Source organism: Paenibacillus camerounensis, assembly GCF_000723885.1.
GTDB classification, from domain to species: Bacteria; Bacillota; Bacilli; order Paenibacillales; family Paenibacillaceae; genus Paenibacillus_AQ; species Paenibacillus_AQ camerounensis.
This window is the reverse complement of sequence record NZ_CCDG010000052.1, coordinates 1-23,481: the sequence shown is the minus strand read 5'-3', so window position 1 is coordinate 23,481 and position 23,481 is coordinate 1. Positions and strand designations below refer to the sequence as shown.

Sequence of the window (23,481 nt, the reverse complement as noted above, 5' to 3'; positions counted from 1 at the left end):
TTTAGAGTCAAGGTATATCAGACTGGATGCACAGCGAAATTGTGCCTTACTTGCACTTTCTACACTTAAAACCCTACTCATGGAGGGCTTGCATTGAAATAGCTGCACTTGGTGCAGCTATTTCTGCGGATTTCCGCCGAAACGGCCCGAATCGTTAAATATAGCTGCACAGAGTACAGTTAAAGCCTGTTGCGCTCAATATTCAGCGGTTTTAATTGCAGAAAGTGCAGTACTTACACCAAAAAGGCCCCTGGTGAAATGGCATTAAGCCAAATTCACCGGAGAGCCGCTTTTTGGTTTTTTTATCCGGGAGAGCCTCTCCCCCCGGGATTATTTGTTAAGCCGAGCGACTCTCGGCTCCTGGACAGCAGACTTCTCAGTCCTGCCTTCATAGAACTCCTGCACAATATACAGCGGGCGGCCCTTGGTCTCATCGTAGATCCGGCCGACATACTCGCCGAGAATGCCCAGCATAATCAGCACGAATCCGTTAAACGTCAGGGTAATGCCAATCATGGATGCCCAGCCTTTAACGGCAGCTTCCGTGAAAAGCGCTAGATACAGCACATACATCAGGTACAGAAAGCCGCTGGCCGACAGCAGGGCTCCCAGGTAACCAGCGAGCTTCAGCGGTTTGTACGAGAAGGAGGTAATGCCGTCCAGCGACAGCTTGATCATACGCTTCAGCGGATATTTGGTTTCCCCGGCCAGGCGCTCATCACGTTCATACTCTATAGCTTTCTGGCGGAAGCCGACCCAGCTGACCAGGCCGCGGACAAAACGGTTTTTCTCCGGCAGCCGTTTGAGCTCTTCACACACCTTACGGTCAATCAGCCGGAAATCGCCGGTATCAACCGGGATAGAGATGTCAGTGGAATAGCGCAGGATGCGGTAAAAGGCGCTGGCCGTCCATTTTTTGAACAAGGATTCCCCGTTTCGCTTGATGCGCTTGGCATATACAACCTCGTAGCCCTTCTTCCATTCCTCAATCATCGTCAGAATCAGCTCCGGCGGGTCCTGCAGGTCAGCATCAATAATAATGACAGCATCCCCCTGCGAGTAGTCCATCCCGGCAGTGATAGCGATCTGGTGCCCGAAATTACGGGACAGGTCGATCAGCTTCACACTCTCATCCCAGTAGCTGTACTCCTCTATCATCTGAGCACAGTTATCCGTACTGCCGTCATTTACAAACAGCAGCTCATAGCATTCGCCAGTTGTGCCCATTACTTTTTTGATCCGCCGGTACGTCTCCTGAATGACAGCCTCTTCATTGTACATCGGTATAATGACGGAATAGCGCACGTTGATACTCATGGGCAGCTCCTCCTTAAATTAAATAATCTTAGTCTAAAATGATTTCATAAAGGGTACCTCCGGCTCCTCCTGCTGCAGTTCCCTGCCAGTCTGCTGACGGTACCTCTGTGCCATTCTCCGTAATCCAGCTGGTAATGTCAGAGTTACCGCCGCCGCGTCCGCCTCCCATACCGCCGCTGGTAACAAGGAAATATTTGACCTTGCCGCTTTCTACTAGTGCCTGCAGGGTCTCAGCGGTGTACGGCACATCCGAGTTATTGAAGCCGTTCAGAATGACTACTTTTTCACCTTCGTCGATAATGTAAGGGCCTGCTGTCCCATAGTCCATGGCGGCGAACAAATACGCTTCTCCGCTGTTATGCTCCTTTAGATAAGCCAGCAGTTTTTCGTCCACGCCGGTGCTGCTGTTTCTGCCGCCTCCGAACCCGCCGCTGTCGCTGCTGTCAGGACCTGCGGCCGGGGTCATACTGTTAAGGCCGTACGTAATCGGCGTAAACGCCCAGTACAGCGGGCCGACCAGCAGTACCAGCAGCCCGGCTACAGCTGCTGCGCGGACAAGGACTGGCTTCGCTCTGCCTTTTAACACCCGCAGCATAATCAGAAGCAAGGCAGCTGCAATACCGGCTGCAAGAACCCCGGCCGACCAGCCGCTGCCGATCGTATCGTTATACGGATGAATAATGTACCACTGAAAGCCAGCTGTAGCCGGAACGGCCACGGGCAGCAGCCAGGAGAGCCAGCTTGAACGCTCTTCATAGTATTGCCAGAGCTTGAACCAGCCTGCTCCGGCCAGTGCCGCAACCGGCGGCGCCATCATAATCAGATAATACTGGTGGAAGAACCCTGCGATGCTGAAGAATCCCATTGCCGGCACCAGCCAGGCCAGCCAGAACAGGGCTTCTTTGTGCTGCATCGTAAAGTTCCTGCGGCGCAGGCCGGCGAATATACCGGTTACGCCGAATAAGACAAAGGGCAGCAGCCAGCTGGCCTGGCCGGACAGCTCCTGCTGGAACAGCCGCAGCGGTCCGGCGGTTCCGGTGTTGAACATCCCGCCGCCGCTGCCGAAATTGCCGCCACGGCCGCCTTGCCCGCCGTCAGCACCGCCGAACTGGCGGCCTCCGTCATCAGAACCGCTCCCCGGCACTCCGCCGCTACCTTCGTTTTGGCCTTGCGGTGCCGTTCCTCTGTCACCGCCGCGCACTCCGCCGCCTTGGCCCCGGCCGTCCCCGGCTGTACCCTGCCCGCCGGCTCCGTCCATTGCAGGCATTCCGCCGTTCATTTCCGGCATCTGTCCGCTGCCAAACGAAGGCAGCTCACCGTTCATCTCCGGCAGTTGTCCGCCCCCGAAGCCGCCGCCCGGCATACCGCTGCCGCCACCGGTGCTGCGGTCGCCGGTCAGACGGGATACCCCGTTGTACCCGAAGGCCAGATTAAGCACCGAGTTCGTGCCGCTGCTTCCCATATACGGCCGCTTGTCTGCCGGAATGGAATCTACGATTACTGCCCAGGAGAGCGAGATCACCAGCATTACAGCAGTGCAGGCTGCCAGCACTCCGGTTTTTTTCTTCCAGCTCACTTTGGCTGCAAGAATATAGAACAGGTAAAAGGCCGGCACAACCATATAGGCCTGCAGCATTTTTTCATTAAAAGCAACCCCGATCAGCCCAAAGGCAATGAGCAGGCTGCCTGTTTTGTGATTTCGGGTCCCCTTGAACAAAAACCAGGCTGCCAGAAGCAGTGTAAACACCAGCATCGCATCAATATTGTTCGTCCGGCTGACCGCCGCCGCAACGGGTGTGGCCGCCATTGCCAGGGCAGCCAGGCGCGCAGCTGTTCTGCCGAAGCTTGGCTTAACCAGTAAGTACACAAGCAGCACTGAGCCTACGCCGGCCAATGTCTGGGGCAGGATGACGCTCCAGCCGTGCAGCCCGAAGATCCAGGCGCTGAGTGTCTGAATCCAGAACGCCACCGGCGGCTTATCTACTGTCACTGAGCCTGCAGAGTCCAGTGAAGCAAAAAAGAAATTATGGAAGCTCTGCAGCATGCTTCCGACTGCGGTTGTGTAGTACGTATTTACATAATGGTCATTCCAGATCCCGTAGCCGTATAGAAATGCAGCGAGCAGCAGGATAAACAGCAATACAACATCTGAAGCCATTCTTTTAATCCATATCATCTTTGGTCCACTCCCATCATTCAATAAACCCTCTTCGGCAGCGCTCTCTCCCCAGTGTCAAGCCTTGCTTAGTGGTATTATTGCATCCCTACCTTAACCGTCAATGAGTCCAAGCTGAAAGTTTGCTGAACGTTCGGGAGCCTGTAGAAGCCGTTCCGGTAACTCAAGCCGTTCCCTAAAATCAAAAAAAAGCCAGCCAGAAGCTCTGGCTGACCCTTTCAACTATTTGTCATGTACACCTGAACGGATCTGGTGCTTCCGCAAAGCACTCAGACGCCTGCGGATTTCTTTGGCAAGATTCTCTTTTTCTCCCGCCGGAACCCCTTCGGTTAACCGGGCTGCAGCTACGGGGAGAATCCAGGCTTTAATCTCGCTATAGCTATAGCCCGATAAGCTAAGATATTCGCGGATGTAGATCTTCGTAAGCTTCTGCCGGATAAAGCCGGTGACTATCCGTTCAGCCAGTGAGCTGCCCGGAGGCATTGAGCCCATGCTGAACAGCAGAATCGACCTTGCCGCATCCGCTGCCGGATTCCCGGAAATCCCGTTCATCCAGTCAATAATCCAGGCCCCTTCAGCATCGATCAGTACATTATCCGGGTGAAAATCACCATGACACAGCCTATTGTCTTCAGGCAGCAGCCGCAGATGCTCCAGAACAGCTGTTTTCTCTTCCATTGTAAGCATAGGTGCGGCTACAATCTGTCTCTCCAGCTGCTCCTTATGCCGGCCGATCTCCGGACTGCCCTCCAGCTGATGGAGCTGATGATGCAGGGCAGCCAGCTGCCTGGCATACACAGGCAAGCGCCATGGCTGTCCGCTGATCAGGCTCAGCAGCGAGCGGCCATGAATCTGCTGAAAGACAATCCCGCTGCGTCCTTCCGCTTCAACCTGCCCAACCGGCCTTGGTGTGGATACACCACCCTGATTATACACATATGTACTAACCTTGAACTCCTGCCGAATCGGCGCTGCCGGAAAATCCTCGAGATAAAGCTTAACAATCGTGCCCTCTCCATATTCCCGTACTTCTGCAGTCCGGCCTGCCCCGATCTGCTTCCCCTTCATATTCTGCCTCCCGCCTATTCCAGATTTACACCGGTGAAATGTTCAACTGCCGGGAACGGTTCATAAAATCTATGAAGTAATGCCTTCCATTCCTGGTACTGGGCTGATTCTCTGAATCCGGTGGTGTGATCCTCAAGTGCCCGCCACTTTACAAGCAGCAGATATTTATGCTCATCCTCCAGACAATGCTGGAGCTCATGCCCCCGGTATCCTTCAATGGAAGCTATCAGCGGAGAGGCCTGTCTGAAGCTGGCTTCGAACTCCGCGGTTAGCCCCTGTTTTATCTGCAGCATAGCCGCTTCCAATATCATCTGATCCCCCGCCATTTCTGTATTAAGCGTTACGCATCAAGCACATCGCGGAAAAATTCATGATAAAAATTAATAATGACCAGCAGCACTGCCAGCGATTCATTGACACTGCCTACTTCAAGCGCATGGTTGGCATCATCAATCCGGTACACTCTGACATTCGGCAGTTTGCTGATTTCGGCGGGATGCTGCCCGCTGAACATCGGGTCACTGCCGCCGTAGATAACACTGCCCCGGCTTTGCCGGATCAAGGGAACCGTCTCAGCGACAGGAGTCAGGTACAGATGCGCTGTTTTTGCCTGCAGGCCCAGCTCTGCCGCCACCCGTCCGGCAATGATCGTGCCCATGCTTTTGCTGATAAACAACAGCTGCTCATATTCGGGAACCGCACCCAATGCCGCTTTACATTCCTCAACGACAATATCTATCTCTTCCCGCTTGAAGCCCGCCCGTGCGCTCTGGTAGCCGTACTCCAGAATCAGCAGATCACAGCCGTGCTCAGCCGCCGCTTTGCCTGCATAGTCCAGCAGAGAGCGCTCAGCCGAGTAGTTCTGCCCCGGAAAAACAACAGCCAGCGCCTTAGAGCCCAGCGCAGCATACTTATGTCTGACCTCTCTGCCCCAATGGGAGGACATCATGATACTTGAAACGCTCATAAGCTTCCTCCTTCTGTAACATACCTCTCAGGTAAACGCCTGCGAGGGCATTTTCTATGACTCTCATTATAACGATCTTGGCTGACAGTTGGAAATGACAAAAAAACTCCCGCAGGGAACGAACGGGAATTCATCTGCCGCTTACAATGGTCACTGTACGTCCTCTTCCCTGCCCGTGGACCTGTGTGCCATAATTTCAGCTGTAATCCAGAGCAGCAGCGGAATGAACACCTGGAAGGGGAGCGCGTAAATTTTGTAGATATGGTAGGCAAAATACTGCATCTGCGTAATATCCTTATAGATAAAATCCGCCATGCAGACCATAATCAGCCCCGTCTGCAGCACCACCGAGCGGTAGCTCTCCAGCTTGAACACCCTGGCAATGCCCTGACAGGCTACATACAGGCAAAGACTTACTTTAATAAACAGCGAGGTTACAAAAATAATCGCCGAGGAGCCCTCGATCCGGGTCAGAAAATCACCGATATTAATCCGGCTGACCGCCACATAAGAGGGAAAATAAAGGGATGAGAGAATCTCCGGACCGAGCACCAGCAGATTCCGTACAGAGACGCCGATGATGATTACCCCCGCGATAACCACACCGCTGATAAGGACCCGTACGGCTGACCCTTTTCGCGGAAGAACCGTGAAGGCTCCCAGGAACACAACAATCTCTGCGAACGGGAACGTAAAGGTGCCTGCCATATCCTGAAACACCGGTCCCCAGCCGCTGTCCAGCAGCGGTTGTAAATGCTGATATTCAAATTTGGGAATAGACAGCAGCTGAACCACGACGATCACGGCTAAAGTAAACAGCAGCAGAAACTTTGCGCTCCGGCCAACCACCTCCATCCCTGCATTAACCGCCCAGATGCAGAGCAGGCCGACAATCAGCATAGGAGCCAGCATCGGAGTAGAGGTCAAGGCCACCGTCTTGCTGAACTCCCCGTAATTGCGCAGCACCAGTGAACCCAGATGAAGCGTGTACCAGATATACAGACAGCAGAACAGCCTCCCGATGAATCCGCCGAAGACGGCAATCAGCATATCGTACAGATTTTTACCCGGAAAAAGCACATGCAGCCGCGCATAAATCAGCATCAGCGGGAGAGTCAGGAGAACGGCGAGAATGAGCGCAATCCAGCTGCTATTGCCCGATTCGCCTGAAGTCCCCATAAACAGCGAGCTGCCGATGATGAACAATATGACTATACTGATCGACTGCCCTGCCGGTATAATCTCTTTTCCCATAACCTCCCCTCCTTTCCTCTGAGCCCTCAGAATAACTGTTGAATGAATCGGACAATCGGCGCTGAGGGGCTGGGAATCTGCCAATGCATCGCCAGACTGAAGGCCAGTGAGAAGGAAATCAGGCATAGTACCGAGCACATGTAAAAATCCCGTTTTTTCCCCTGCTTCAGCAGACCGTAGGCATCCAGCCAGACAATAAATACATATATCAGCACGACTACAATGGGCACAGCATCAATCTCCTAACTTAATCGTTCTGGACGACTTGGCAGTACTCTGAATCACTACCTTTGAAGTGACCTTTATATCCAGCTCCTTGAATTCCTGCGGCCATCTCTTCTCAATCCCGTGCCAGATCTGCGGCATATCATCATGCACAGCCTTGCCGAATCCGAATATATCCGCCTGATATTCCCTTTGAACCTTGCGGATTACAGCGAGAATCTGCTCCTGCAAGTCTGCGCTTGCCCGTTCCTCAATAGCCTGAATGCTCTCCTTGCCGTTCAGATCCACAGTGCTCATTACTTCATCAAGCCCGGTATGGGTGAGGGTACTGACTTGGAGCTGCAGCTTGCCGCCTGTCCAGACAGGCTTTACTTTTGTCCGGCTCGATAATATCTCCAGCGAGTAGGTAGGGATTCCGCGCTCATTGTCTACTGTCAGCACCCCGCCCTTGATGTCGTTTTTAGCAAAAAGTGTGAATTGGGTCTCTTTCCCGTCCAGCTTGCCGACCATCCGGTCCCCAACAAATACTGCTGCTCCGGCAACACGCTCGTTCTTCTGTCCGTTAACTTCACTGATATTAATCAGCGGGGCGATGGCATTTTTCCCCGGCGTCTCCAGCTTGTCGATAAAATCCCAGATTTCCACCACCGGCGCAGTGCCCGTAAATTTCTCATCCCTCATCATCTGCGCCAGCTCGAAGGATATGATAGTCTTTTTCGTACTGTTTAAATCAAGCACCTGCCGGGCATTTTGTTCACCGGAAATAAATATAAATACATCCGCACGGGTCTCTGTATCCCTGCTGTACCAGTCAATGACCTTGATAAGGCCCTCCCGTGCCAGTTCCTCGCTGATAATAATAACCTTGGCATGACTCCAGAACAGCTTACGTCCGGTAATGGAAATCATACTGCGGGCAATATTAAAAATAGTATCGCCGCTCAGGCTCAATATTTTGAAGCCGGTCTCATTATCCTGCAGCCCTCCCTGCGTATCAACCATCTCTACCGTCATCTGAATGTTGTTGTCTGCTTTGTTTGTATCAAGAGCTACGCCAGCCACAATCGACATATCATCAATCTCTGAGTAATTCCAGCAGCCTGAAAGACTGACAAGCATACATACGGCAAGCAGCACAGCTAACAACCGGGATGCTGGCCCTTTCATCGTCTCCCCCGCTTCTGAGGCTTCCGCTTCATATTGCGCGCCCCGATAATTGCCGGACGGAGATACATATCCCACCAGGGTGCACGGACTGCCGTATCCTTAATATCCTGCGGACGGATCGAGCCCACTCCGAGCATATAGGGAACGCCGAAGGAGCGCAGGCTCATCAGGTGAATAACCAGCCCGAGCAGCCCGAAGAAGTACCCGAAGATGCCGAAGACAAAGGCGCTTAGCAGCAGAGCTATCCGTACAATAATCAAGGGTCCGGTAAGCCGGGGGTTAAGCAGGGTGGTGATCCCTGTCAGTCCTACGACAATTACCATCGGGGCACTGACAATCCGCGCATCAACTGCAGCCTGGCCGAGCACCAGTGCGCCTACGATGCTGACCGCCTGCCCGATTGAATTGGGAATCCTCGCTCCGGCTTCACGCAGAATCTCAAAGATCGTCAGCATGATTACCGCCTCAACCACTGTAGGAAAAGGCACTGACAGGCGTGCAGTGGCAATGCTGAGCAGCAGCAGGGTCGGTACCATCTCCTGGCTGTAAGTAACCATCGCCAGATAGAACGCAGGAATACTGATAGACATAAAGGCACCCAGCACTCTGAGCAGCCGGTTAAAGCTGGCATAGTAATAATTGATGTAATAATCCTCACTGGCCTGGAAATTCTCCACAAATACATAAGGCAGTGTAAGGGCAAAGGGGCTGCCTTCGATCAGTACGGCAATACGGCCCTCCATTATTTTACCTACTACCGAGTCCGGACGTTCTGTGCTTCCAATCATTTCAAAGGGAGAATAGGGCTCATCACGGATCAGCTCCGCCAGGTAGCCTGTATCCAGCAGATGGTCGATTTCGACCCGGGCCAGCCTGTCATGCAGCTCCTTCAGAATATCCGGCGAGGCGAGGCTTTCCATGTAGCAGATGCAGGTCTGGGTTTTGGTCCGGGTGCCGATGTCGGTGAACACAAATTTCAGGTCAGAATTCTGCACTCTGCGGCGGATCAGCGTCAGATTGGTCAACAGTGATTCATTAAAACCGTCCCGCGGCCCGCGTACCGCCTTCTCTGTCATAGGTTCTTCTATAGAGCGTGTCTCCCAGCTCTGTGCATTGATAGTCAGTGCGCCGGCATAGCCGTCCAGCAAAAAAACGGTTTTACCGCTGACCACGGCGCCAATCAGCTCATCCAGCTGCTCCGAAACGGTCACATCGCTGATCGTAATTACTCTGGTACGGACCAGTTCCATCAGCCGGGCCCGATTTCCCCTGTCCCCGTCCGTGAATTCATAGTCCATAACCGGCCTCATCACGCCGCTCTGAATCAGCTCACGGTCAATCATGCCGTCCACATAGACGACTGAGCAGCGGATACGCTCGCCATGATCATTTTCTATCACACGTATTCTAAGGGTGCCGTCATTACAAAATACCTGCCGGAACCACGCCAGCGTGTCATCCATAGAGCAGCTCATAGGACGGGAGGAATCAACCTTCTGGGCAGAATGTTCGCTGTTTGCCGTTATTCCCGCATTCGTCACAGCCGTCACTCCTGTCTATTCTTCTTTTGAGTTGATTATCCCCCGCCGCCTGCACTCCTATTCGTCCGTCTGCTATAAGAGAACAGCAAAAAAGCCGCGGCTGCGGCTTTATTTGTGTTCTGCTGATTTAATTCACGAAGGTATTCTGCACTCTCTTGGAGCGAAGAATGTAGGCAGTCCAGATGAGGCTGTTCACAAGCCCCCGCGCAATGTTCGACAGCAGGCTGCTGCCGGCAGTCAGCTCAGCGGATTGTGGAATGTTAGAGACCAATATAATCAGGATGATCTGCATCCCCAGGCCGATGATATAATATAGAATCAGCCAGCGCGGAAAAACGGCCCTTTTGTTATACAATAAAATAAGCAAATATACAGTAAGCAGCAGCAGAATAATATTTGCACTCACCTCGAAAACCAGCGTAGGCTTCCATAATGTATGATAATCTGCCGAACCCGGGGAAGTTAAAGCATTCCAGCCTTCACTGCCGTGCGAGTTAAGGAAGAAATCATAGACCATAAGGAAGGATCTGATTAACGTAACATACAGTCCAATCTGGACTAGCACCAGCCAGCCGCCGAGCCCTTTAGGGTCGTCAGGCGACAGTCTCATGCCTTTTTTAGCGGGAATAAGTGATCCCAACAACAGCACATCCTCTGTTTTCATTTAGCCGACACATTCTAAGGAGAATCTATGACACCATTTACTGCAAGGGTTATTGCCGTTATCCAATCCATCCCAGAAGGAAAGATCATGACCTATGGCGGGGTAGCCAGAGCTGCCGGAAGCCCCCGGGCAGCCAGACAGGTTGTGCGGATACTGCATTCCATGAGCCGGAAGTACAAGCTTCCCTGGCACAGGGTTGTCAATGCCAAAGGAAGAATCGCCCTGGAGGATGAATCCGGCTCGCTCCAGAAGCTGTACCTGCTCGGCGAAGGCATAGAATTTACGGCAGACGGGGCAGTCAATCTGGAGCTGTTCCAGTTTGTACCCGCGCCTGATCCAGAGCTGGCGGACTACCTTTTGCCGCCTCTCGAATAGCTCCTCCCGCCGCTGATCAGCCCGTTTAGCAGGAAGTACAGCGTAGCATAAATAACCAGCAGCACGACCGCTGTGAACAGGCTGAAGAACAGCGACTGCTGGTTCAGGCTGTCCTTAACCAGCTGAACCAGCTGGTGCCAGTCTGTCAGCACATCCCAGCTGTTCAGCCGATAGACCCGGCCCAGCAGCACCCCGTACCCCCCCAATGCGCAGGCTGCGAGCACAAAGATCCATGAGAAGAACAGATTGCTTTTGCGGGTAATGACACTCTGGAACTGGTACAGCGAGAAGAAGCCTGTCAGCCAGCCGCTCCAGGTGAACAGCAGCAGCGTAACGAGGTCATACCAGAACCGGCTCTGAACCTCTCCGCTGACGATATAGATGCCTTTGCGTGCGGTCAGATGCAGCAGATCGGTCATCAGATACGGCGCATTCGGAAAAAACAGCAGCCAGGCAATGCCCAGCGGCAGCAGCAGCATGCCGCTGAATTTCTGTTTATCCAGCATGTATGCAGCACTTGAGAACAGAAAAGGAATCCAGGCCAGAAACAAATTCCACAGCAGAAAATTAAAGTATGTATCGGTCCGCAGCGAAACTACCCGGTACACCCCCAGCGTAGCCAGGGACAGGCCGGCTAACAGTATGAATACCTTTGTATAATTCAGTTCCTTCATCAGGGAATGTTCTCCTTATCCGTTAGAATGGGACAACCATAATAAATATAACAGCCCGGGCGTCAGGATGCACCCGGGCTGTTATATTATATTTAAGATGCAGGAGCAAGAAAAGGCCTTCCCGTCAGATGCCGCCGCTGAGCTTGCCGGTAATAGCAGGCTTATGGCTCTTAAAGCCGGTTCTGCCCTGCGCTTCCTGAACCCCGGCCAGTGCTGCACATTCACGGAAAGCAGCATGCTTACACCCTGCACAGTGGCTGGTTTGAATCATGGACAATGCAGCATTTATCGCATCGCCGGTGTGCGCGTAGAACTGCCCCGCTCCGATTCTGCCATACAGGCCAGTTCGCTTCAGCAGCTCCAGCGGCTGCGGCTCTATGCCGGAGATCATCAGCCTGCCCCCGTCAGCCTGCAGCTGCTTCACAAGCTCTGAAAGATTCTCCTCACCGGTCGTATCCATGAACGGCACCTTGCCCATACGCAGAATAATCAGCTTCGGCTTGCCGGGCCCGGATTCAGGCATTGTACGATCGAACCGGTAAGCCGCTCCGAAGAAGAGCGGGCCTTCCACATTATAGATTCCGATCTGCGGACAGTCATGGCTGTCTGTTACCATGTGTGCAGCTACCTTCACAGACTCCGGATCGGGCAGCACCTTGGCGACCAGATGGGTCTCGCCCATCCGCTTCACGAACAGGATGACGGCAAGCACCAGCCCGGCCTCCACAGCAACCGTAAGATCAGCGAAGATGGTCAGCAGGAAGGTAATGAACATCACCAGGGAATCCCCGGTCTTAAGCTTCAGCAGCTTAAGGAACTGCTTGCGCTCACTCATATTCCAGGCCACCACCATAAGGATCGGCGCCATAGCCGCAAGCGGAATACTGGAAGCATACGGTGCAAATAGCAGCAGGATCAGGAAGACCACCACACCGTGGATCACGCCTGACAGCGGAGAAGCTGCCCCGCTGCGGATATTGGTAGCTGTTCTGGCGATAGCCCCTGTAGCCGGTATCCCTCCGAACAACGGGGCCGCAATATTGGCAATCCCCTGGCCGACCAGCTCACGGTTGCTGTTGTGGCGGCTGCCAGACATTCCGTCGGCTACAACCGCCGACAGCAGCGACTCAATGGCCCCCAGCATCGCAATAACAAATGCCGGGCGCAGCAGCAGCCTGATCCGCTCCCAGGTGATTACCGGGAAATGGAAGCTCGGCAGCGTATTCGGGATATCGCCGTATGCGGAACCGATGGTCGTAACCTTGCCGCTGAAGAACAGTGCTGCAAGCAGTGTAGCGCACAGCAGCCCTACCAGCGATCCGGGTACTTTGGGTGCAAAGCGCAAGCCCAGTATAACGACAGCCAGGCATATTACAGCCGTCAGTACACTGTACAGATTCACTGTGGAGATGTGCAGGCCAAGCTCCTTCATATTGTCGATGAAGGCTTCGTGCCGTTTGACCCCCTGCAGCCCGAGGAAATTTCCGATTTGCCCGGTAAAGATAATAACGGCTATTCCTGCGGTAAAGCCGATCGTTACCGGCCTCGGGATAAATTTAATCAGTACTCCCAGCCTTAACAGGCCCATAACCACCAGAATGACTCCAGCCATCATTCCGGCAATCAGCAGATTCTCATAACCGTATTCCATTGCAATGGCGAACAGAATCGGAATAAACGCGCCGGTTGGCCCGCCGATCTGGAATTTGGTACCGCCGAACAGGGAAATGAGAATTCCCGCTACAATGGTCGTATAGATTCCGTACTCCGGCTTCACACCGGAAGCAATAGCAAAAGCCATCCCGAGCGGAATGGCAATAACGCCGACGATTGTCCCTGAAATGATATCCTTGCGCAGCGAAGCAATGCTGTAGCCTTGAAAACGGCCCCACCCTGTCATCCTCTAACCTTCTTTTCTCTGAATATCTGATTATTTGAATATATTAGAAACATTACTCCTGCCTGCCGCTCTTGTCAACGGGAAATCCGCCCTGGAGAGGGCGGATTTTATTCACTGCGGATACCTTCAAGAATAGAAATGGCACTTACGAGATGATTATCGAATATCTGCCTGGCTACAGCCAGCAAATCCTTGATCAGGGGATCGCGCAGAGAGTAAATGACTGTTGTGCCGTCTTTGACACTGACAACCACATTCTTGGCGCGGAGGACAGCCAGCTGCTGGGAGACCGCAGAGCCTTCCGACCCGAGAATGGCCTGCAGCTCATTCACATTCTTCTCGCCTTCGCTCAGCAGTTCCAGGATGCGGATCCGCATCGGATGAGCCAGCGCTTTGAAAAACTCCGTCTTGAATTGCTGAATATCGCTGTTCATTGAACTTCTGCTCCTTATAGCTTTACTTCAAATCTAACCTTATCTTAGCATTAATTGAACAGGAGTGGCTATGAATATCCCGGCTCCCCTTCCTGCAGCAGCAGCGTTCCCCTAAAGATTCACAGGATAGATCATCAGCTCCCGCGTTCTAAGCTCCACCTGTCCGCCAAGCGCCATCGGTTCCCCCAGGCATTCGAACATGATCAGATTGGAGCCCAGCTTCAGACAGGCAGTCCCGTCCTCTTCAATATTCTCCAGAATACCGGTTAAGACGATGTGCTCACCGTCCATACGGATACCGCTGCCGTCTGCAGCCGGCGCCGGCATAATATCCACCCAGCGCATAAGCAGCGCAGGCAGCTCGAATTCGGCCTCCCGCCCTTCTCCGGGCAGAGCCGGGGCGCCGCCGCACCAGATTCCCTTCCCTTCGCCGAAGTCTGACGAAAAGTACACTTCATTTGTTCTGATACCTTTGCTTACTATCGTTATCTTCATCTCTATGCCCCGCTATTCTGTGCTAAGTCTTAAACAGCTTCAGCCCGGCAATCCGTTTCATGGCCTCTGCCAGCCGTGCCTCATCACTCACAAGCCCGATCCGCACATATCCTTCACCGTAAGCGCCAAAGCCGATTCCCGGAGCGACGACCACATGTGCCTTATCCAGCAGCAGATCGGCAAAGCTCTGTGAAGTAAACCCTGCAGGCACTGGCAGCCAGGCAAAAAAGGAACCCGGTGGCGCATCCGCCTGCCAGCCGATTTCCCTAAGCCCGGAGATCAGCGTGTTGCGCCGGGCTTCGTACCGCGCCACATTTGCCCGGACGCCATCCTGCGGGCCGAGCAGGGCAGCTGCCGCAGCCTCCTGGACCGCTCCGAACAGGCTGACATACATGTGATCCTGCAGCAGATTCAGGCTCTCAATCACACTGGCATTCCCTGCGGCAAAGGCTACACGCCAGCCGGCCATATTATAGGTTTTGGACAATGTGTAGATTTCAATCCCCGTCTCCTTGGCCCCGGGTGTCTGCAAATAACTTACCGGCCGCCGGCCCTCATACCCGATTGCCGCATAGGCAAAATCATGCACCACACAGATTCTGTTCTCTGCAGCAAAGGCTACTGTCTTCCGGAAAAATTCCTCATCAGCTACCGCACCGGTCGGATTGTTCGGATAATTGAGGAACATCAGCTTCGCCTTAGCGGCTGTTTCCGGGCTAACAGCCCCGTAATCCGGCAGGAAGCCTCGTGCCTCCTTAAGCGGCATCAGCTCCATAACCGCCCGGGCCAGCTCAATGCCTGACCAGTAATCGGGGTAGCCCGGGTCCGGCACAAGTGCAGTATCGCCGGGATTCAGCAGGCACTGCACCACTTCAACCAGGCCGGTTTTGCCTCCGGGCAGAACAGCGATCTCACGCTGCGGATCGAGCTCTACTCCATACTCTCTTTTGTAAAAAGCAGCCGCTGCATCCTTAAGATAACCGTGCCCGCGGAACGGCGGATATCTATGATTCAGCGGATCTGATGCCGCCTTCCGCAGCGCTTCTACAATATGGGGCGGAGTCGGCATATCCGGGTTGCCTTGTCCCAGATTAATTACATCATGCCCTTCCGCTGCCGCCTGTGCAGCCCTGGCAACCAATGCAGCAAAAAACTGCTTGGGCAACGCATTCAGCAAGTGCGACGGTTCAAAACTGCTCACTGTCCGGCTCATCCTCTCCGCAAATCGTTTGTTATGCTGCATATTGCATTTATTCTAGCGGTTCGCCAGTAGCTCGGCAACTCTTATATACAAAAAAAGGCCGCCCAGCAAGGGATGGCCTTTAATCTTCATACCATTGTAATCATGCGGACCGTATTACTTGCCCAGCGGCTCGCCCTGATATACCTTAACCTCAAGCGGTGCGGTCAGGAATTCGCCTGCCTTGCCGGCAAAGCCGGTGAAGTGCGGGCTTGTATTATGGCCGGCTACAGCCTCGGCATCACGCCATTCCTCGACCATAATGAATACATTACTGCGGGAGGCATGTCTGTACAGCTCGTAAGAGACATTACCCTCTTCCTGATGCGTGGCGGCGATCAGTGTCTCCGCCTCAGCCAGAAACTGTGCTTCGCGTTCGGGGTTCACTTGCAGTGTAGCATGAATAATAATCATTGCTCATCCTCCTGTATTATGAAAAATTTATTATTTCCACTCAGCAATTTTGCCGACCGGCAGACGTACAGACTGGTAGCCTTCAGCTGCGGCTTTACCGATGGAAATCAGCATAACCGGAATATAACGCTCTTTGTCCATTCCGAACAATTCGGCGATCTGGTCCTTTTCGAAGCCGCCGATAGCATTGGTGTCATAGCCGTGGGCACGGGCCGCCAGCATCAGCTGCATTGAAACCAGACCGCCGTCAATCATTACCGTCTCACGGTTGATGTCTGCTGGAAGATTGGCGAAGTGTACTGCCAGGCGGGATAATTGGCCTTCCTTAACTTCCTGCGGCATAAGACCGCGCTCAACAGCAGCGCCGTAGATATCTTCGGCATAATCAAAGTTGTTCAGGTCTCCGAATACAGCGATCATCGCCGCAGAAGTTTCTACCTGAAGCTGATTGAACTTGGCGATGGTAGCCAGCTTGGACTTGGCCTCCGGGCTCTCGATCACGAGGAAACGCCAAGGCTGCATGTTAACGGAAGAAGGTGCCAGTGTAGCTTCTGTAAGAATTTCTGTCATTTCCTCTTTGCTGATCTTGACGCTGGTGTCATACTGGCGCACCGAGCGGCGGCCGGTAATAATAGAATTAAAATCATTGGTTTTTGTAGTGTTCATTTTGAAAAAATCTCCTTTGTATATGTTGGTATATAAAACAAGGCTACATCACATTGATGTTATGCTGCAGCCGGATAAGCATGTCCGTAAGCCTCTTCCGCTCCGCATCGTCAAAGCCGTCAAGCAGGCCGTTGATGAAACGGTTCTTCTCTTCCCTGTAGCAATGCATCCGGTCCCGGCCCTGAGGGGTCAGTGAGACCAGGGTAACCCTGTTATCGGCAGGATTGTTGCGCCTTGTAATGGTTCCGCTCTCCTCAAGACCCTTCAGATGGCGGGTAACGGCGGCGGCATCAATATCGATTTCACGCTGCAGCGAAATCTGGCTGATCTCCTCTACCTGATACAGCTCATGAAGCAGGCGGAGCCTCGTGGGGCTGATGCCTGCGCACCGTTCAAACTTCGGGCTGACCCCTTTGTTCAGTGCCTGCAGCAGTTCAAGAATCTGATCTTCCGCTGACTGATGTTCTGTCAATGGCAGCCTCCCCTAAAAATAGATTGTGCAAAACCTTCTTGATAGAAATCAGTCTACACCTATTTAATTGACCCGTCAACCATTGTGGCGTATTTTCCTATAAACTCCGCATAACTCCACCGCAGAGGTTGATTTATGGATAGATGCGCCTTAATCTCTAACTATTACGTTCACGTTCTATACAGGAGGCTAACGCATGAGAATATCCCTTATTCAGCTTGATATAGCATTCGGCAATCCTGCCGTAAATTATGCGGCGGCAGAGCAGCGCATCCGTGAAGCAGCGTCCGCCGGAACAGACTGCGTGATCCTGCCGGAGCTCTGGACTACCGGCTATGATCTGACCCGGCTGGGCAGCATCGCCGATCCCGGCGGGCAGGAGACCAAAGCACTGATGTCCGGCCTGGCACGGGAGCTCGGCATCCATATTGTTGCCGGCTCTGTAGCCAGCAGGCAGACTGCCGAGGTCACCAACAGCATGTACGTTTTTGACCGCAGCGGTGCACAAGCCGGAGAATACAGCAAGCTCCATCTGTTCCGGCTGATGGATGAGCATCTCTATCTGCAGCCGGGGGAAGCAAAGGGGCTGTTCACCCTGGACAATGCCCTGTGCGCCGGGCTGATCTGCTACGATATCCGCTTCCCGGAATGGGTCCGCGCCCATACGGCCAGCGGAGCTGAAATCCTGTTCGTAAGCGCCGAATGGCCCAAGCCGCGGCTTGCCCACTGGCGTGCCCTGCTGATCAGCCGGGCCATCGAGAACCAGTGTTATGTCATTGCCTGTAACCGTGCCGGAGCTGATCCGGCGAACCGCTTTGCCGGACATTCAATGATTATTGACCCTTGGGGAGACGTATTATGTGAGGCTGCAGAGGAGGAAGAGATCCTAACCGGCGAAATCGACCTCGGCAAGGTCCGTGAGGTCCGGCAGCAGATTCCGATATTTACCGACCGCCGGCCGGAGCTGTATACGTAGCGCGTGTTATCAGGGGATGCTGCATGCATGGTGCCGGGAATATTAAATTCCTTGGCCCGGTCCGTCATTTAGATGGATTTTCGCCAACTAAATGACGTATTTCTCGGTGAATATGACAATTAGTTGTAAAAACGCCACCTATTTCGGTCCATTCATCGCTCTGGAGGCCGTTTTGGTAAAATTAGGTTTCCTTTTTCCAATTAATTCGCCTACAGCAGGGTTCATTGGAAAATTAAGCTGCGAATTTCCACCTAATGTCTGAGTTAGAATCTGCGGATCGCTTGTGCTGGCCGCATGGCGGTCTGGACTGCAAGCGGCGGCATGCTGAGCTGGTAGTAGCACGAGCTGGTCGCAGCTCAGGCCCCATGCTGAGCTGGCGGCACACGGACCGAGCGGCATACAGAGCCGGCAACATGAAGACCTAGCAGCCTGCGCTGGTAGTAGCCCAAGCTGGGAGCCGATTGTCTTAGCCACATGCTGAGCTGGCGGCACACGGACCGAGCCGCATACAGACACGGCAACATGAAGACCTAGCAGCCTGCGCTGGTAGTAGCCCAAGCTGGGAGCCGATTGTCTTAGCCACATGCTGAGCTGGGGCATACAGACACGGCCGCGTACAGACAAGGCAACAGAAAGACCCGGCAGCAGCCTGAGAAGCTGGGTGGCAGCCCAAGCTGAGTGCAGCCGGACCCGGCCGCCCGCTTGCTCAGCGGGCATAGCGCTGCCGCAGCATCGCCGCTGTCTCCAGTACGCGCGGATCGCTGTACTGGAGATCATAGCCCGACTCCTGCCGCAGCCTGCCGGCAGGAGTCAGCTGCACGCCCCGGCGGGCTGCAGCCTGCCGGATGCCAGCGGCGTACACCGCCGCCGCATCCGGGCCGCCCAGCTCGCCGAGCGCGGCGATCGTCTCCGGGCGGACCCGCGGATAGTCCAGTGACTCGTCCCCTCCGGACGCAGTCCTGTAGAATCCGCGGATCAGCTCTCCGCGCTCCCGCCCGGAGCCGGAGACCACCACGAACGCGTGCACGAAGTACGCGCCGCTCTGCCTGCGCTGGGCGATGCCGCAGAACTTGCGGCCGCCGATCGCCAGGTCGAAATCACCGGGGCAGTACGAGCCGGTGATTTCGCCTGCCCTGATCCGTGCAGCCGCCTGCGGATGGCTCACGGCTGCGGCTTCGGCAATGAGCGAAGCCAGCAGCCGGAAATCATCGTGAAAGTCCAGCTTGCCCGGGGCTTTCGGAAGAATCAGCGACACATTGACTACACCTGTGTCGAGCGGCACAGCCGCCCCGCCGGAATGGCGGACAGCTGCGCGGTAGCCGGCCCGCTCAAGCCCGGCCATCCCCTCGGCGGCATGCGGCAGCCTGCTGTCCCGCAGTCCCAGCGCAACCCCGCCGGGATGGCTCCAGATGTGGAGGCACGGCGGGAGCAGCCCGGCGCCGATGTCACGGCACAGCGCTTCTTCGAACGCGAACGGAAGCAGCATATCCTGCACCTCTGCAGCTGTCAGATGTTCAGCCAGATGCTCGAACAGCACCATTTTTGCAGGAATCTCACTTACGGTTCTACGCTCCTGCCCCTCAAACAGGTTGTCCAGCAACCCTGAATCTTCATAAGCCACCACTGATGCTCCCCTTCTTCCCCGGATAATATGGATTACACCGCATGCACGGCAGCAGTCCGCTGTCCTTTTTTACCGTTATAACAGATATTGTTCTATTGTACCCCATCCCCTCCCCCTTGCCTAAAAAAGACAGGCGGCGTCATTTGAAATCAGCTCCGGCAACCGTTATCCTTATATCAAGGAAGATCGTTCATGCAACAGCAGTACACAACGTATAGGAGTGATGCCGCATGACCACTGAACAGCTGACAAAGGACAGGCAGATTAGCAAAACAAGGCAATGGGAACAGGCTATGATCAAGCTCTATGTCAATTTCCGTGATTACAGCAAGGATGCACTGAAGGGGTTCGGCGGGGAGGATATTCATCAGTCAAGGGTGAACAGCCGTAAGCTGCTTACACTGCTGTCCATACTGGACCCGGATCATTCTGCCGCCGGAGAGCTGTACACCCGGTTCAAAAAAGCCCAAAAGCGTCTCGGAAAGGTCAGAGATGCCGATGTGCTGATTGAATCCTTCAAGGAACGGCGTACAATAGCCAAAAAAGACGGCGATGACAAAACAGCCGCACTGCTCAAATCCGTCATTAAGCATCAGAAGGACCAGCGCAAAAAATACCGCAAAAAGCTGGAAGCCGAGCTTCCGCAGCTTGCCGGGAAGGAGCTGGACCTGCTTTGGGAGGCTTTTATTAGCGGACCGCTTGAGTCTTTGACCCAAAAAAAGGATGCAAATGTGGTCATGCGCGAGCTGGAAGTTGCCTTTGATCAGCAGAAAAAAACCTGCAAAGCGCTGTTTAAGGGACCCGAGTCGGAATCTGAGGAGGCTTTTGAAGCGCTGCACGACCTGAGAATTGCCGCCAAGGAGCTGCGCTATACAGCGAATGCCGCTTCTTTTGCACTCAATCAGAAGTTTCATACCCATGAGGAATACTATAAGAACATTCAGGAGCAGCTCGGCATCATCAACGATAAGCGGGTCTGGCTGGACACGCTGCAGTCCATAGGGCGTGACGAGCTCGGTGTCGGCAAAAAGACCTGGAGCGCCTTCACAGACAGCCTTAAGAATGAGGTTCTGGAAGCGCTGTATCATAACGAGGTTGTACCGGTAGCCGGGAAGCCCCGCGCTCTACCCGCTGAACAGCAGTCCTGATCCATACAATATACAAAAGGCGGGAAGCGCATGCCAGTCAGGCCGCTTCCCGCCTTTTGTTCTGCCCCTGATAAGCGTTCAGCTTCAGCAAAGCCTTCTCCGGTCTTGCGGTCAGATCAGCCTGCCGGCCCACATCGCGCTTCTTGCAATCAGCTTGCGGAACGGCTCAACCGAGAAGGACGGCAGATGATGTCCCGGCATCAGATAGACTACCCGGCCAAGTCCGAACTCATGGCACCAGGCCGCCTGCCGCATCGCTCCGCCGTGCAGATATTCTGCGAGCACCGTAGTCTCAAAATAAGGGTGCATATCAAAATAATAAGGCTCGTCCTCAATCACAAAATCGTCAATTCCCTGCACAATCGGATGCTCACGAACGGCTGCCGGTATATTAATTCCGAGAGCTGTGTAGTCCGGATGATGGGTGAAATGCCCGCCCAGCATTGCACCGAGCTCCGGATTGCGCTGCATGGATATTCCGTTATGAACCACCAGCAGGCCGCCGCCCCCGGCAACATAAGCCAGCAGTGCCCCGCTGTGGGCAGGCGCGATTGTATGATCGGAGAACTCCGTGTAAGAGACCACCAGGGAATACTCTTTAAGGCTCTGCGGGTTCAGCAGCCCGAAATCCTCAGATGCATCAACTGTAAATTCCGGTGACAGGATCTGCTGAAGCTCCTGGTCCACACCGGCAAACGGGTGATATTTTACCGCTGTATAGCTGCCAATTGCAAAGGCTTTCAATTCAGACATGAATAATGACACCTCTCCATCCATTAAGCTGTTTCATTTCCAGGTATTTCTCCTTCACCTTAGCACTTCCGCCAGGTTAATTCAAACGGCTTTTGCTTTAATTTTGAACTATGTTACAATCATCATTACAGGTTCTATTTCATATTTACAGGAGGGTGATATACGATGTCTATTCAACAGCTGCATACTTCTGATGAACTGCACCAATATGTCGGCCAGCCCGGCAAAAAGCTGCTGTTCAAGCACAGCACAACCTGCCCGATCAGCGCTAAAGCGCATGAGGAGTTCCAGGCTTATGTACAAAGCTCTGAGACTCCGGCGGCTATTGTCCATGTCATTGAAGACCGTCCGGTCTCCAACCAGATTGCCGAGGAGTTCGGCATCAAGCATGAATCCCCGCAGATCTTTCTGCTGGACGGCAGCGATGTAAGCTGGAACACCTCCCACTGGAAGATCACCCGTTCTGCCATCAAGGAGGCCGTTGATAAATGAGCCAGCCTGTAATTGTCTACTCCACCGCAGGCTGCAGTGACTGCAATCAGGTTAAACAGCTGCTCACCAATCAGGGCATTCCTTTTGAAGTGCGCGATATTATGGCAAGCGCCGTCTATCAGGAGGAAGTTGAAAAGCTTGGTTTCATGGGTATCCCTGTAACGGTATCCGGTGACCGGGCCGTCAAGGGCTTCAACCTGCCGGAGCTTGAGGAACTGATTGCCGCTGCAAGATAGCAGCATTCTATACTCAGTATAATTAGCCAAAAAAGTATTCCCTGGTCCGAAGCCCGGGGAATACTTTTTTTATGGTTAAAACATGTAGCAGCGCCTGCACTCTGTTGGCCTGCTACATCCAATGCCCCTTATTCACACTCTGCAGCCAAATGGCTGACATGTCCGCTGTGGCTGTAGATCACATTGTCGGCTCCAAGCCCCTTATAGACCAGCCTCGGCCTCATCGAGGTCGTAATCACCGAAATTGGCCCTGACGTCCATGTCCGGCACATCTGCACATACCGGCAGCATAAAGCGACACTGCTCTCAAACAGATAGATCCGGCCTACCGGAAACGGCGGTCTGAGCCAGGTATTCAAATGCCGGGTATCCACCTCAAAAATCACCTCTACCCCCAGCTCCGCCAGCCGCTGCTTCTCAGCCGGATTATTGGCAAGCCCCGCGAACCGTGCACCCTTCATGACCAGCAGCTTAATAAAATGCTCTCCCGCCTTGGTCGGCGCACAAATGAGTATATAATCCTCCTGAGTGTCCATAGCTGTCTCCATCTTCATCTCCCCTTCCGCCTTACTTCTATATGTGGATTTATTTATCTCTAAAAAAAACAGCAAAAAAACCGCAAAGGATGCCCTTTGCGGTCCGGTTAACGGTCACAATATACTGATCCTCTCTGCAATACGCTTACGAGGTTAGCTGCCGGATTCGGGCGTTGAGAGTCGCCCTACCTGCCCTCTGTACGAAGCTTAAGCACTTCTCACAGATTCAAGGATTCACCCCATAACCGGCTCCGCCTGCTTACCCGCGTCCTCCGGTTGTTGGTTCCCCCGCTTTCCGTAACGGAAATTAAGCGGATTTCATATGTAGTTATCTTTTATCTCTTTTTCTTTTTGCCGCTGCTGTTCTTGCTGCTCTTCACGAACCGCAGGACAGCCATCAGGCAGCCCAGGATTCCCACACCCAGCAGCAGTGTCTGTACCGCACCCAGCAGAGTGCTGCCATCCGGCTGAAGCAGACTGCTGATCGCAATCAGCAGGGCGGAACCGGCAACTAATACCGGGGTTTTTAGATTCATGTTCAAGACTACCACTCCTTAGTACTAAGGGTACACTATCGGAAGCCGGATCACCAGCCCTTCGCAAATTCTGCCGCCGCCGGGCACGAAAAAGGTGCCTCTCCTTGAACTGGAGAGGCACCTTTTTCGTG

The 23,481-nt window shown here is 53.7% G+C and carries 27 protein-coding genes and 1 riboswitch; of the genes, 5 read left to right on the top strand and 22 right to left on the bottom strand.

Going from position 1 to position 23,481, the window contains the following annotated elements:
- Nucleotides 1-330: 330 nt before the first annotated feature.
- From BN3772_RS19145 to BN3772_RS19105, 10 genes are all read right to left on the bottom strand, one after another.
- The gene (locus BN3772_RS19145) at nt 331-1,317 is read right to left on the bottom strand and encodes a glycosyltransferase family 2 protein (RefSeq protein WP_042201455.1); all 987 of its coding nucleotides are present in this window, start codon (nt 1,315-1,317) and stop codon (nt 331-333) included.
- Nucleotides 1,318-1,345: 28 nt separating this feature from the next.
- Complete coding sequence (locus BN3772_RS19140) at nt 1,346-3,493, bottom strand: glycosyltransferase family 39 protein (RefSeq protein ID WP_042201453.1); 2,148 nt, start codon at nt 3,491-3,493, stop codon at nt 1,346-1,348.
- 222 nt (nt 3,494-3,715) lie between these two features.
- The gene (locus BN3772_RS19135; protein ID WP_042201451.1) at nt 3,716-4,561 is read right to left on the bottom strand and encodes a phosphotransferase family protein; all 846 of its coding nucleotides are present in this window, start codon (nt 4,559-4,561) and stop codon (nt 3,716-3,718) included.
- Between the two features lie 14 nt (nt 4,562-4,575).
- Nucleotides 4,576-4,872 carry an antibiotic biosynthesis monooxygenase family protein gene (locus BN3772_RS19130; RefSeq protein WP_042201449.1) on the bottom strand — a complete coding sequence of 99 codons (297 nt, stop codon included), beginning with the start codon at nt 4,870-4,872 and terminating at the stop codon, nt 4,576-4,578.
- A 29-nt stretch (nt 4,873-4,901) separates the two neighbouring features.
- The gene (locus BN3772_RS19125) at nt 4,902-5,528 is read right to left on the bottom strand and encodes an alpha/beta hydrolase (RefSeq protein WP_042201447.1); all 627 of its coding nucleotides are present in this window, start codon (nt 5,526-5,528) and stop codon (nt 4,902-4,904) included.
- Between the two features lie 150 nt (nt 5,529-5,678).
- Nucleotides 5,679-6,782 carry a GerAB/ArcD/ProY family transporter gene (locus BN3772_RS19120; RefSeq protein WP_042201446.1) on the bottom strand — a complete coding sequence of 368 codons (1,104 nt, stop codon included), beginning with the start codon at nt 6,780-6,782 and terminating at the stop codon, nt 5,679-5,681.
- A gap of 26 nt (nt 6,783-6,808) precedes the next feature.
- Entirely contained in the window at nt 6,809-7,012 is a 204-nt protein-coding gene (locus tag BN3772_RS30725) for a hypothetical protein (protein WP_042201445.1), read from the bottom strand.
- 4 nt (nt 7,013-7,016) lie between these two features.
- The gene (locus tag BN3772_RS19115; protein WP_042201444.1) at nt 7,017-8,174 is read right to left on the bottom strand and encodes a Ger(x)C family spore germination protein; all 1,158 of its coding nucleotides are present in this window, start codon (nt 8,172-8,174) and stop codon (nt 7,017-7,019) included.
- The gene (locus tag BN3772_RS19110) at nt 8,171-9,715 is read right to left on the bottom strand and encodes a spore germination protein (RefSeq protein WP_052380591.1); all 1,545 of its coding nucleotides are present in this window, start codon (nt 9,713-9,715) and stop codon (nt 8,171-8,173) included. Before BN3772_RS19110 ends, BN3772_RS19115 begins: the two co-directional genes overlap by 4 nt.
- Nucleotides 9,716-9,842: 127 nt before the next feature.
- On the bottom strand, nt 9,843-10,355 hold the full coding sequence (locus BN3772_RS19105; RefSeq protein WP_157643623.1) for a DUF2569 domain-containing protein: 513 nt from the start codon (nt 10,353-10,355) through the stop codon (nt 9,843-9,845).
- A 51-nt stretch (nt 10,356-10,406) separates the two neighbouring features.
- Here BN3772_RS19105 and BN3772_RS19100 point away from each other — a divergent pair, with 51 nt between their 5' ends.
- On the top strand, nt 10,407-10,754 hold the full coding sequence (locus BN3772_RS19100; protein ID WP_042201442.1) for an MGMT family protein: 348 nt from the start codon (nt 10,407-10,409) through the stop codon (nt 10,752-10,754).
- On the opposite strand, the gene BN3772_RS19095 is transcribed toward BN3772_RS19100, so the two are convergent.
- The 8 genes from BN3772_RS19095 to BN3772_RS19060 form a co-directional block, all read right to left on the bottom strand.
- The gene (locus BN3772_RS19095) at nt 10,730-11,428 is read right to left on the bottom strand and encodes a DUF1361 domain-containing protein (protein ID WP_042201441.1); all 699 of its coding nucleotides are present in this window, start codon (nt 11,426-11,428) and stop codon (nt 10,730-10,732) included. The two genes, BN3772_RS19100 and BN3772_RS19095, sit on opposite strands and share 25 nt — an antisense overlap.
- A gap of 124 nt (nt 11,429-11,552) precedes the next feature.
- Nucleotides 11,553-13,328 carry a SulP family inorganic anion transporter gene (locus BN3772_RS19090; RefSeq protein WP_042201440.1) on the bottom strand — a complete coding sequence of 592 codons (1,776 nt, stop codon included), beginning with the start codon at nt 13,326-13,328 and terminating at the stop codon, nt 11,553-11,555.
- A 107-nt stretch (nt 13,329-13,435) separates the two neighbouring features.
- Complete coding sequence (locus tag BN3772_RS19085; protein WP_042201439.1) at nt 13,436-13,762, bottom strand: ArsR/SmtB family transcription factor; 327 nt, start codon at nt 13,760-13,762, stop codon at nt 13,436-13,438.
- 111 nt (nt 13,763-13,873) lie between these two features.
- On the bottom strand, nt 13,874-14,257 hold the full coding sequence (locus tag BN3772_RS19080; RefSeq protein WP_042201438.1) for a hypothetical protein: 384 nt from the start codon (nt 14,255-14,257) through the stop codon (nt 13,874-13,876).
- A gap of 22 nt (nt 14,258-14,279) precedes the next feature.
- Nucleotides 14,280-15,458 (bottom strand): pyridoxal phosphate-dependent aminotransferase, encoded by a 1,179-nt coding sequence (locus tag BN3772_RS19075; protein WP_244444792.1) that lies wholly within the window; start codon nt 15,456-15,458, stop codon nt 14,280-14,282.
- Nucleotides 15,459-15,614: 156 nt separating this feature from the next.
- Complete coding sequence (locus BN3772_RS19070; protein WP_042201436.1) at nt 15,615-15,911, bottom strand: putative quinol monooxygenase; 297 nt, start codon at nt 15,909-15,911, stop codon at nt 15,615-15,617.
- A 30-nt stretch (nt 15,912-15,941) separates the two neighbouring features.
- Complete coding sequence (locus BN3772_RS19065; protein ID WP_042201435.1) at nt 15,942-16,577, bottom strand: nitroreductase family protein; 636 nt, start codon at nt 16,575-16,577, stop codon at nt 15,942-15,944.
- 43 nt (nt 16,578-16,620) lie between these two features.
- The gene (locus BN3772_RS19060) at nt 16,621-17,049 is read right to left on the bottom strand and encodes a MarR family winged helix-turn-helix transcriptional regulator (RefSeq protein WP_042201433.1); all 429 of its coding nucleotides are present in this window, start codon (nt 17,047-17,049) and stop codon (nt 16,621-16,623) included.
- 196 nt (nt 17,050-17,245) lie between these two features.
- Between BN3772_RS19060 and BN3772_RS19055 the strand changes: the two genes are divergently transcribed.
- Nucleotides 17,246-18,025, top strand: coding sequence for a carbon-nitrogen family hydrolase (locus tag BN3772_RS19055; RefSeq protein ID WP_042201432.1), 780 nt, complete (start codon nt 17,246-17,248; stop codon nt 18,023-18,025).
- A gap of 706 nt (nt 18,026-18,731) precedes the next feature.
- Here the strand turns inward: BN3772_RS19055 and BN3772_RS19050 are convergent.
- Nucleotides 18,732-19,646, bottom strand: a complete 915-nt coding sequence (locus BN3772_RS19050) for a lipoate--protein ligase family protein (protein ID WP_052380590.1) — start codon at nt 19,644-19,646, stop codon at nt 18,732-18,734.
- A 233-nt stretch (nt 19,647-19,879) separates the two neighbouring features.
- On the opposite strand from BN3772_RS19050, the gene BN3772_RS19045 reads away from it, so the two are divergent.
- Entirely contained in the window at nt 19,880-20,797 is a 918-nt protein-coding gene (locus BN3772_RS19045; RefSeq protein WP_042201431.1) for a CHAD domain-containing protein, read from the top strand.
- Nucleotides 20,798-20,908: 111 nt separating this feature from the next.
- On the opposite strand, the gene BN3772_RS19040 is transcribed toward BN3772_RS19045, so the two are convergent.
- Nucleotides 20,909-21,550, bottom strand: a complete 642-nt coding sequence (locus BN3772_RS19040) for a ThuA domain-containing protein (protein ID WP_042201429.1) — start codon at nt 21,548-21,550, stop codon at nt 20,909-20,911.
- 165 nt (nt 21,551-21,715) lie between these two features.
- Between BN3772_RS19040 and ytxJ the strand changes: the two genes are divergently transcribed.
- Nucleotides 21,716-22,042: a bacillithiol system redox-active protein YtxJ gene (gene ytxJ, locus BN3772_RS19035; RefSeq protein ID WP_042201428.1), complete on the top strand. Its 327-nt coding sequence runs from the start codon at nt 21,716-21,718 to the stop codon at nt 22,040-22,042.
- Nucleotides 22,039-22,278, top strand: a complete 240-nt coding sequence (locus tag BN3772_RS19030) for a glutaredoxin family protein (RefSeq protein ID WP_039869454.1) — start codon at nt 22,039-22,041, stop codon at nt 22,276-22,278. Before ytxJ ends, BN3772_RS19030 begins: the two co-directional genes overlap by 4 nt.
- Nucleotides 22,279-22,406: 128 nt before the next feature.
- On the opposite strand, the gene BN3772_RS19025 is transcribed toward BN3772_RS19030, so the two are convergent.
- Both BN3772_RS19025 and BN3772_RS19020 read right to left on the bottom strand, forming a co-directional pair.
- Nucleotides 22,407-22,832 carry a hypothetical protein gene (locus tag BN3772_RS19025; RefSeq protein ID WP_244444791.1) on the bottom strand — a complete coding sequence of 142 codons (426 nt, stop codon included), beginning with the start codon at nt 22,830-22,832 and terminating at the stop codon, nt 22,407-22,409.
- Nucleotides 22,833-22,939: 107 nt separating this feature from the next.
- Nucleotides 22,940-23,138: riboswitch (cyclic di-AMP (ydaO/yuaA leader) on the bottom strand.
- An 11-nt stretch (nt 23,139-23,149) separates the two neighbouring features.
- Entirely contained in the window at nt 23,150-23,356 is a 207-nt protein-coding gene (locus BN3772_RS19020; RefSeq protein WP_042201426.1) for a hypothetical protein, read from the bottom strand.
- Between the last annotated feature and the right edge of the window lie 125 nt (nt 23,357-23,481).

Excerpts from the sequence above, each read along its gene's own strand:
- BN3772_RS19065 (WP_042201435.1), bottom strand. The coding sequence starts at position 16,577 with ATGAACACTACAAAAACCAATGATTTTAATTCTATTATTACCGGCCGC.
- BN3772_RS19090 (WP_042201440.1), bottom strand. The coding sequence starts at position 13,328 with ATGACAGGGTGGGGCCGTTTTCAAGGCTACAGCATTGCTTCGCTGCGC.
- BN3772_RS19140 (WP_042201453.1), bottom strand. The coding sequence starts at position 3,493 with ATGATATGGATTAAAAGAATGGCTTCAGATGTTGTATTGCTGTTTATC.
- BN3772_RS19145 (WP_042201455.1), bottom strand. The coding sequence starts at position 1,317 with ATGAGTATCAACGTGCGCTATTCCGTCATTATACCGATGTACAATGAA.
- BN3772_RS19025 (WP_244444791.1), bottom strand. The coding sequence starts at position 22,832 with ATGAAGATGGAGACAGCTATGGACACTCAGGAGGATTATATACTCATT.
- BN3772_RS19120 (WP_042201446.1), bottom strand. The coding sequence starts at position 6,782 with ATGGGAAAAGAGATTATACCGGCAGGGCAGTCGATCAGTATAGTCATA.
- BN3772_RS19045 (WP_042201431.1), top strand. The coding sequence starts at position 19,880 with ATGACCACTGAACAGCTGACAAAGGACAGGCAGATTAGCAAAACAAGG.
- BN3772_RS19115 (WP_042201444.1), bottom strand. The coding sequence starts at position 8,174 with ATGAAAGGGCCAGCATCCCGGTTGTTAGCTGTGCTGCTTGCCGTATGT.
- BN3772_RS19040 (WP_042201429.1), bottom strand. The coding sequence starts at position 21,550 with ATGTCTGAATTGAAAGCCTTTGCAATTGGCAGCTATACAGCGGTAAAA.
- BN3772_RS19100 (WP_042201442.1), top strand. The coding sequence starts at position 10,407 with ATGACACCATTTACTGCAAGGGTTATTGCCGTTATCCAATCCATCCCA.
- BN3772_RS19085 (WP_042201439.1), bottom strand. The coding sequence starts at position 13,762 with ATGAACAGCGATATTCAGCAATTCAAGACGGAGTTTTTCAAAGCGCTG.
- BN3772_RS19095 (WP_042201441.1), bottom strand. The coding sequence starts at position 11,428 with ATGAAGGAACTGAATTATACAAAGGTATTCATACTGTTAGCCGGCCTG.
- BN3772_RS19080 (WP_042201438.1), bottom strand. The coding sequence starts at position 14,257 with ATGAAGATAACGATAGTAAGCAAAGGTATCAGAACAAATGAAGTGTAC.
- BN3772_RS19030 (WP_039869454.1), top strand. The coding sequence starts at position 22,039 with ATGAGCCAGCCTGTAATTGTCTACTCCACCGCAGGCTGCAGTGACTGC.
- BN3772_RS19055 (WP_042201432.1), top strand. The coding sequence starts at position 17,246 with ATGAGAATATCCCTTATTCAGCTTGATATAGCATTCGGCAATCCTGCC.
- BN3772_RS19135 (WP_042201451.1), bottom strand. The coding sequence starts at position 4,561 with ATGAAGGGGAAGCAGATCGGGGCAGGCCGGACTGCAGAAGTACGGGAA.
- BN3772_RS19125 (WP_042201447.1), bottom strand. The coding sequence starts at position 5,528 with ATGAGCGTTTCAAGTATCATGATGTCCTCCCATTGGGGCAGAGAGGTC.
- ytxJ (WP_042201428.1), top strand. The coding sequence starts at position 21,716 with ATGTCTATTCAACAGCTGCATACTTCTGATGAACTGCACCAATATGTC.
- BN3772_RS19070 (WP_042201436.1), bottom strand. The coding sequence starts at position 15,911 with ATGATTATTATTCATGCTACACTGCAAGTGAACCCCGAACGCGAAGCA.
- BN3772_RS19130 (WP_042201449.1), bottom strand. The coding sequence starts at position 4,872 with ATGATATTGGAAGCGGCTATGCTGCAGATAAAACAGGGGCTAACCGCG.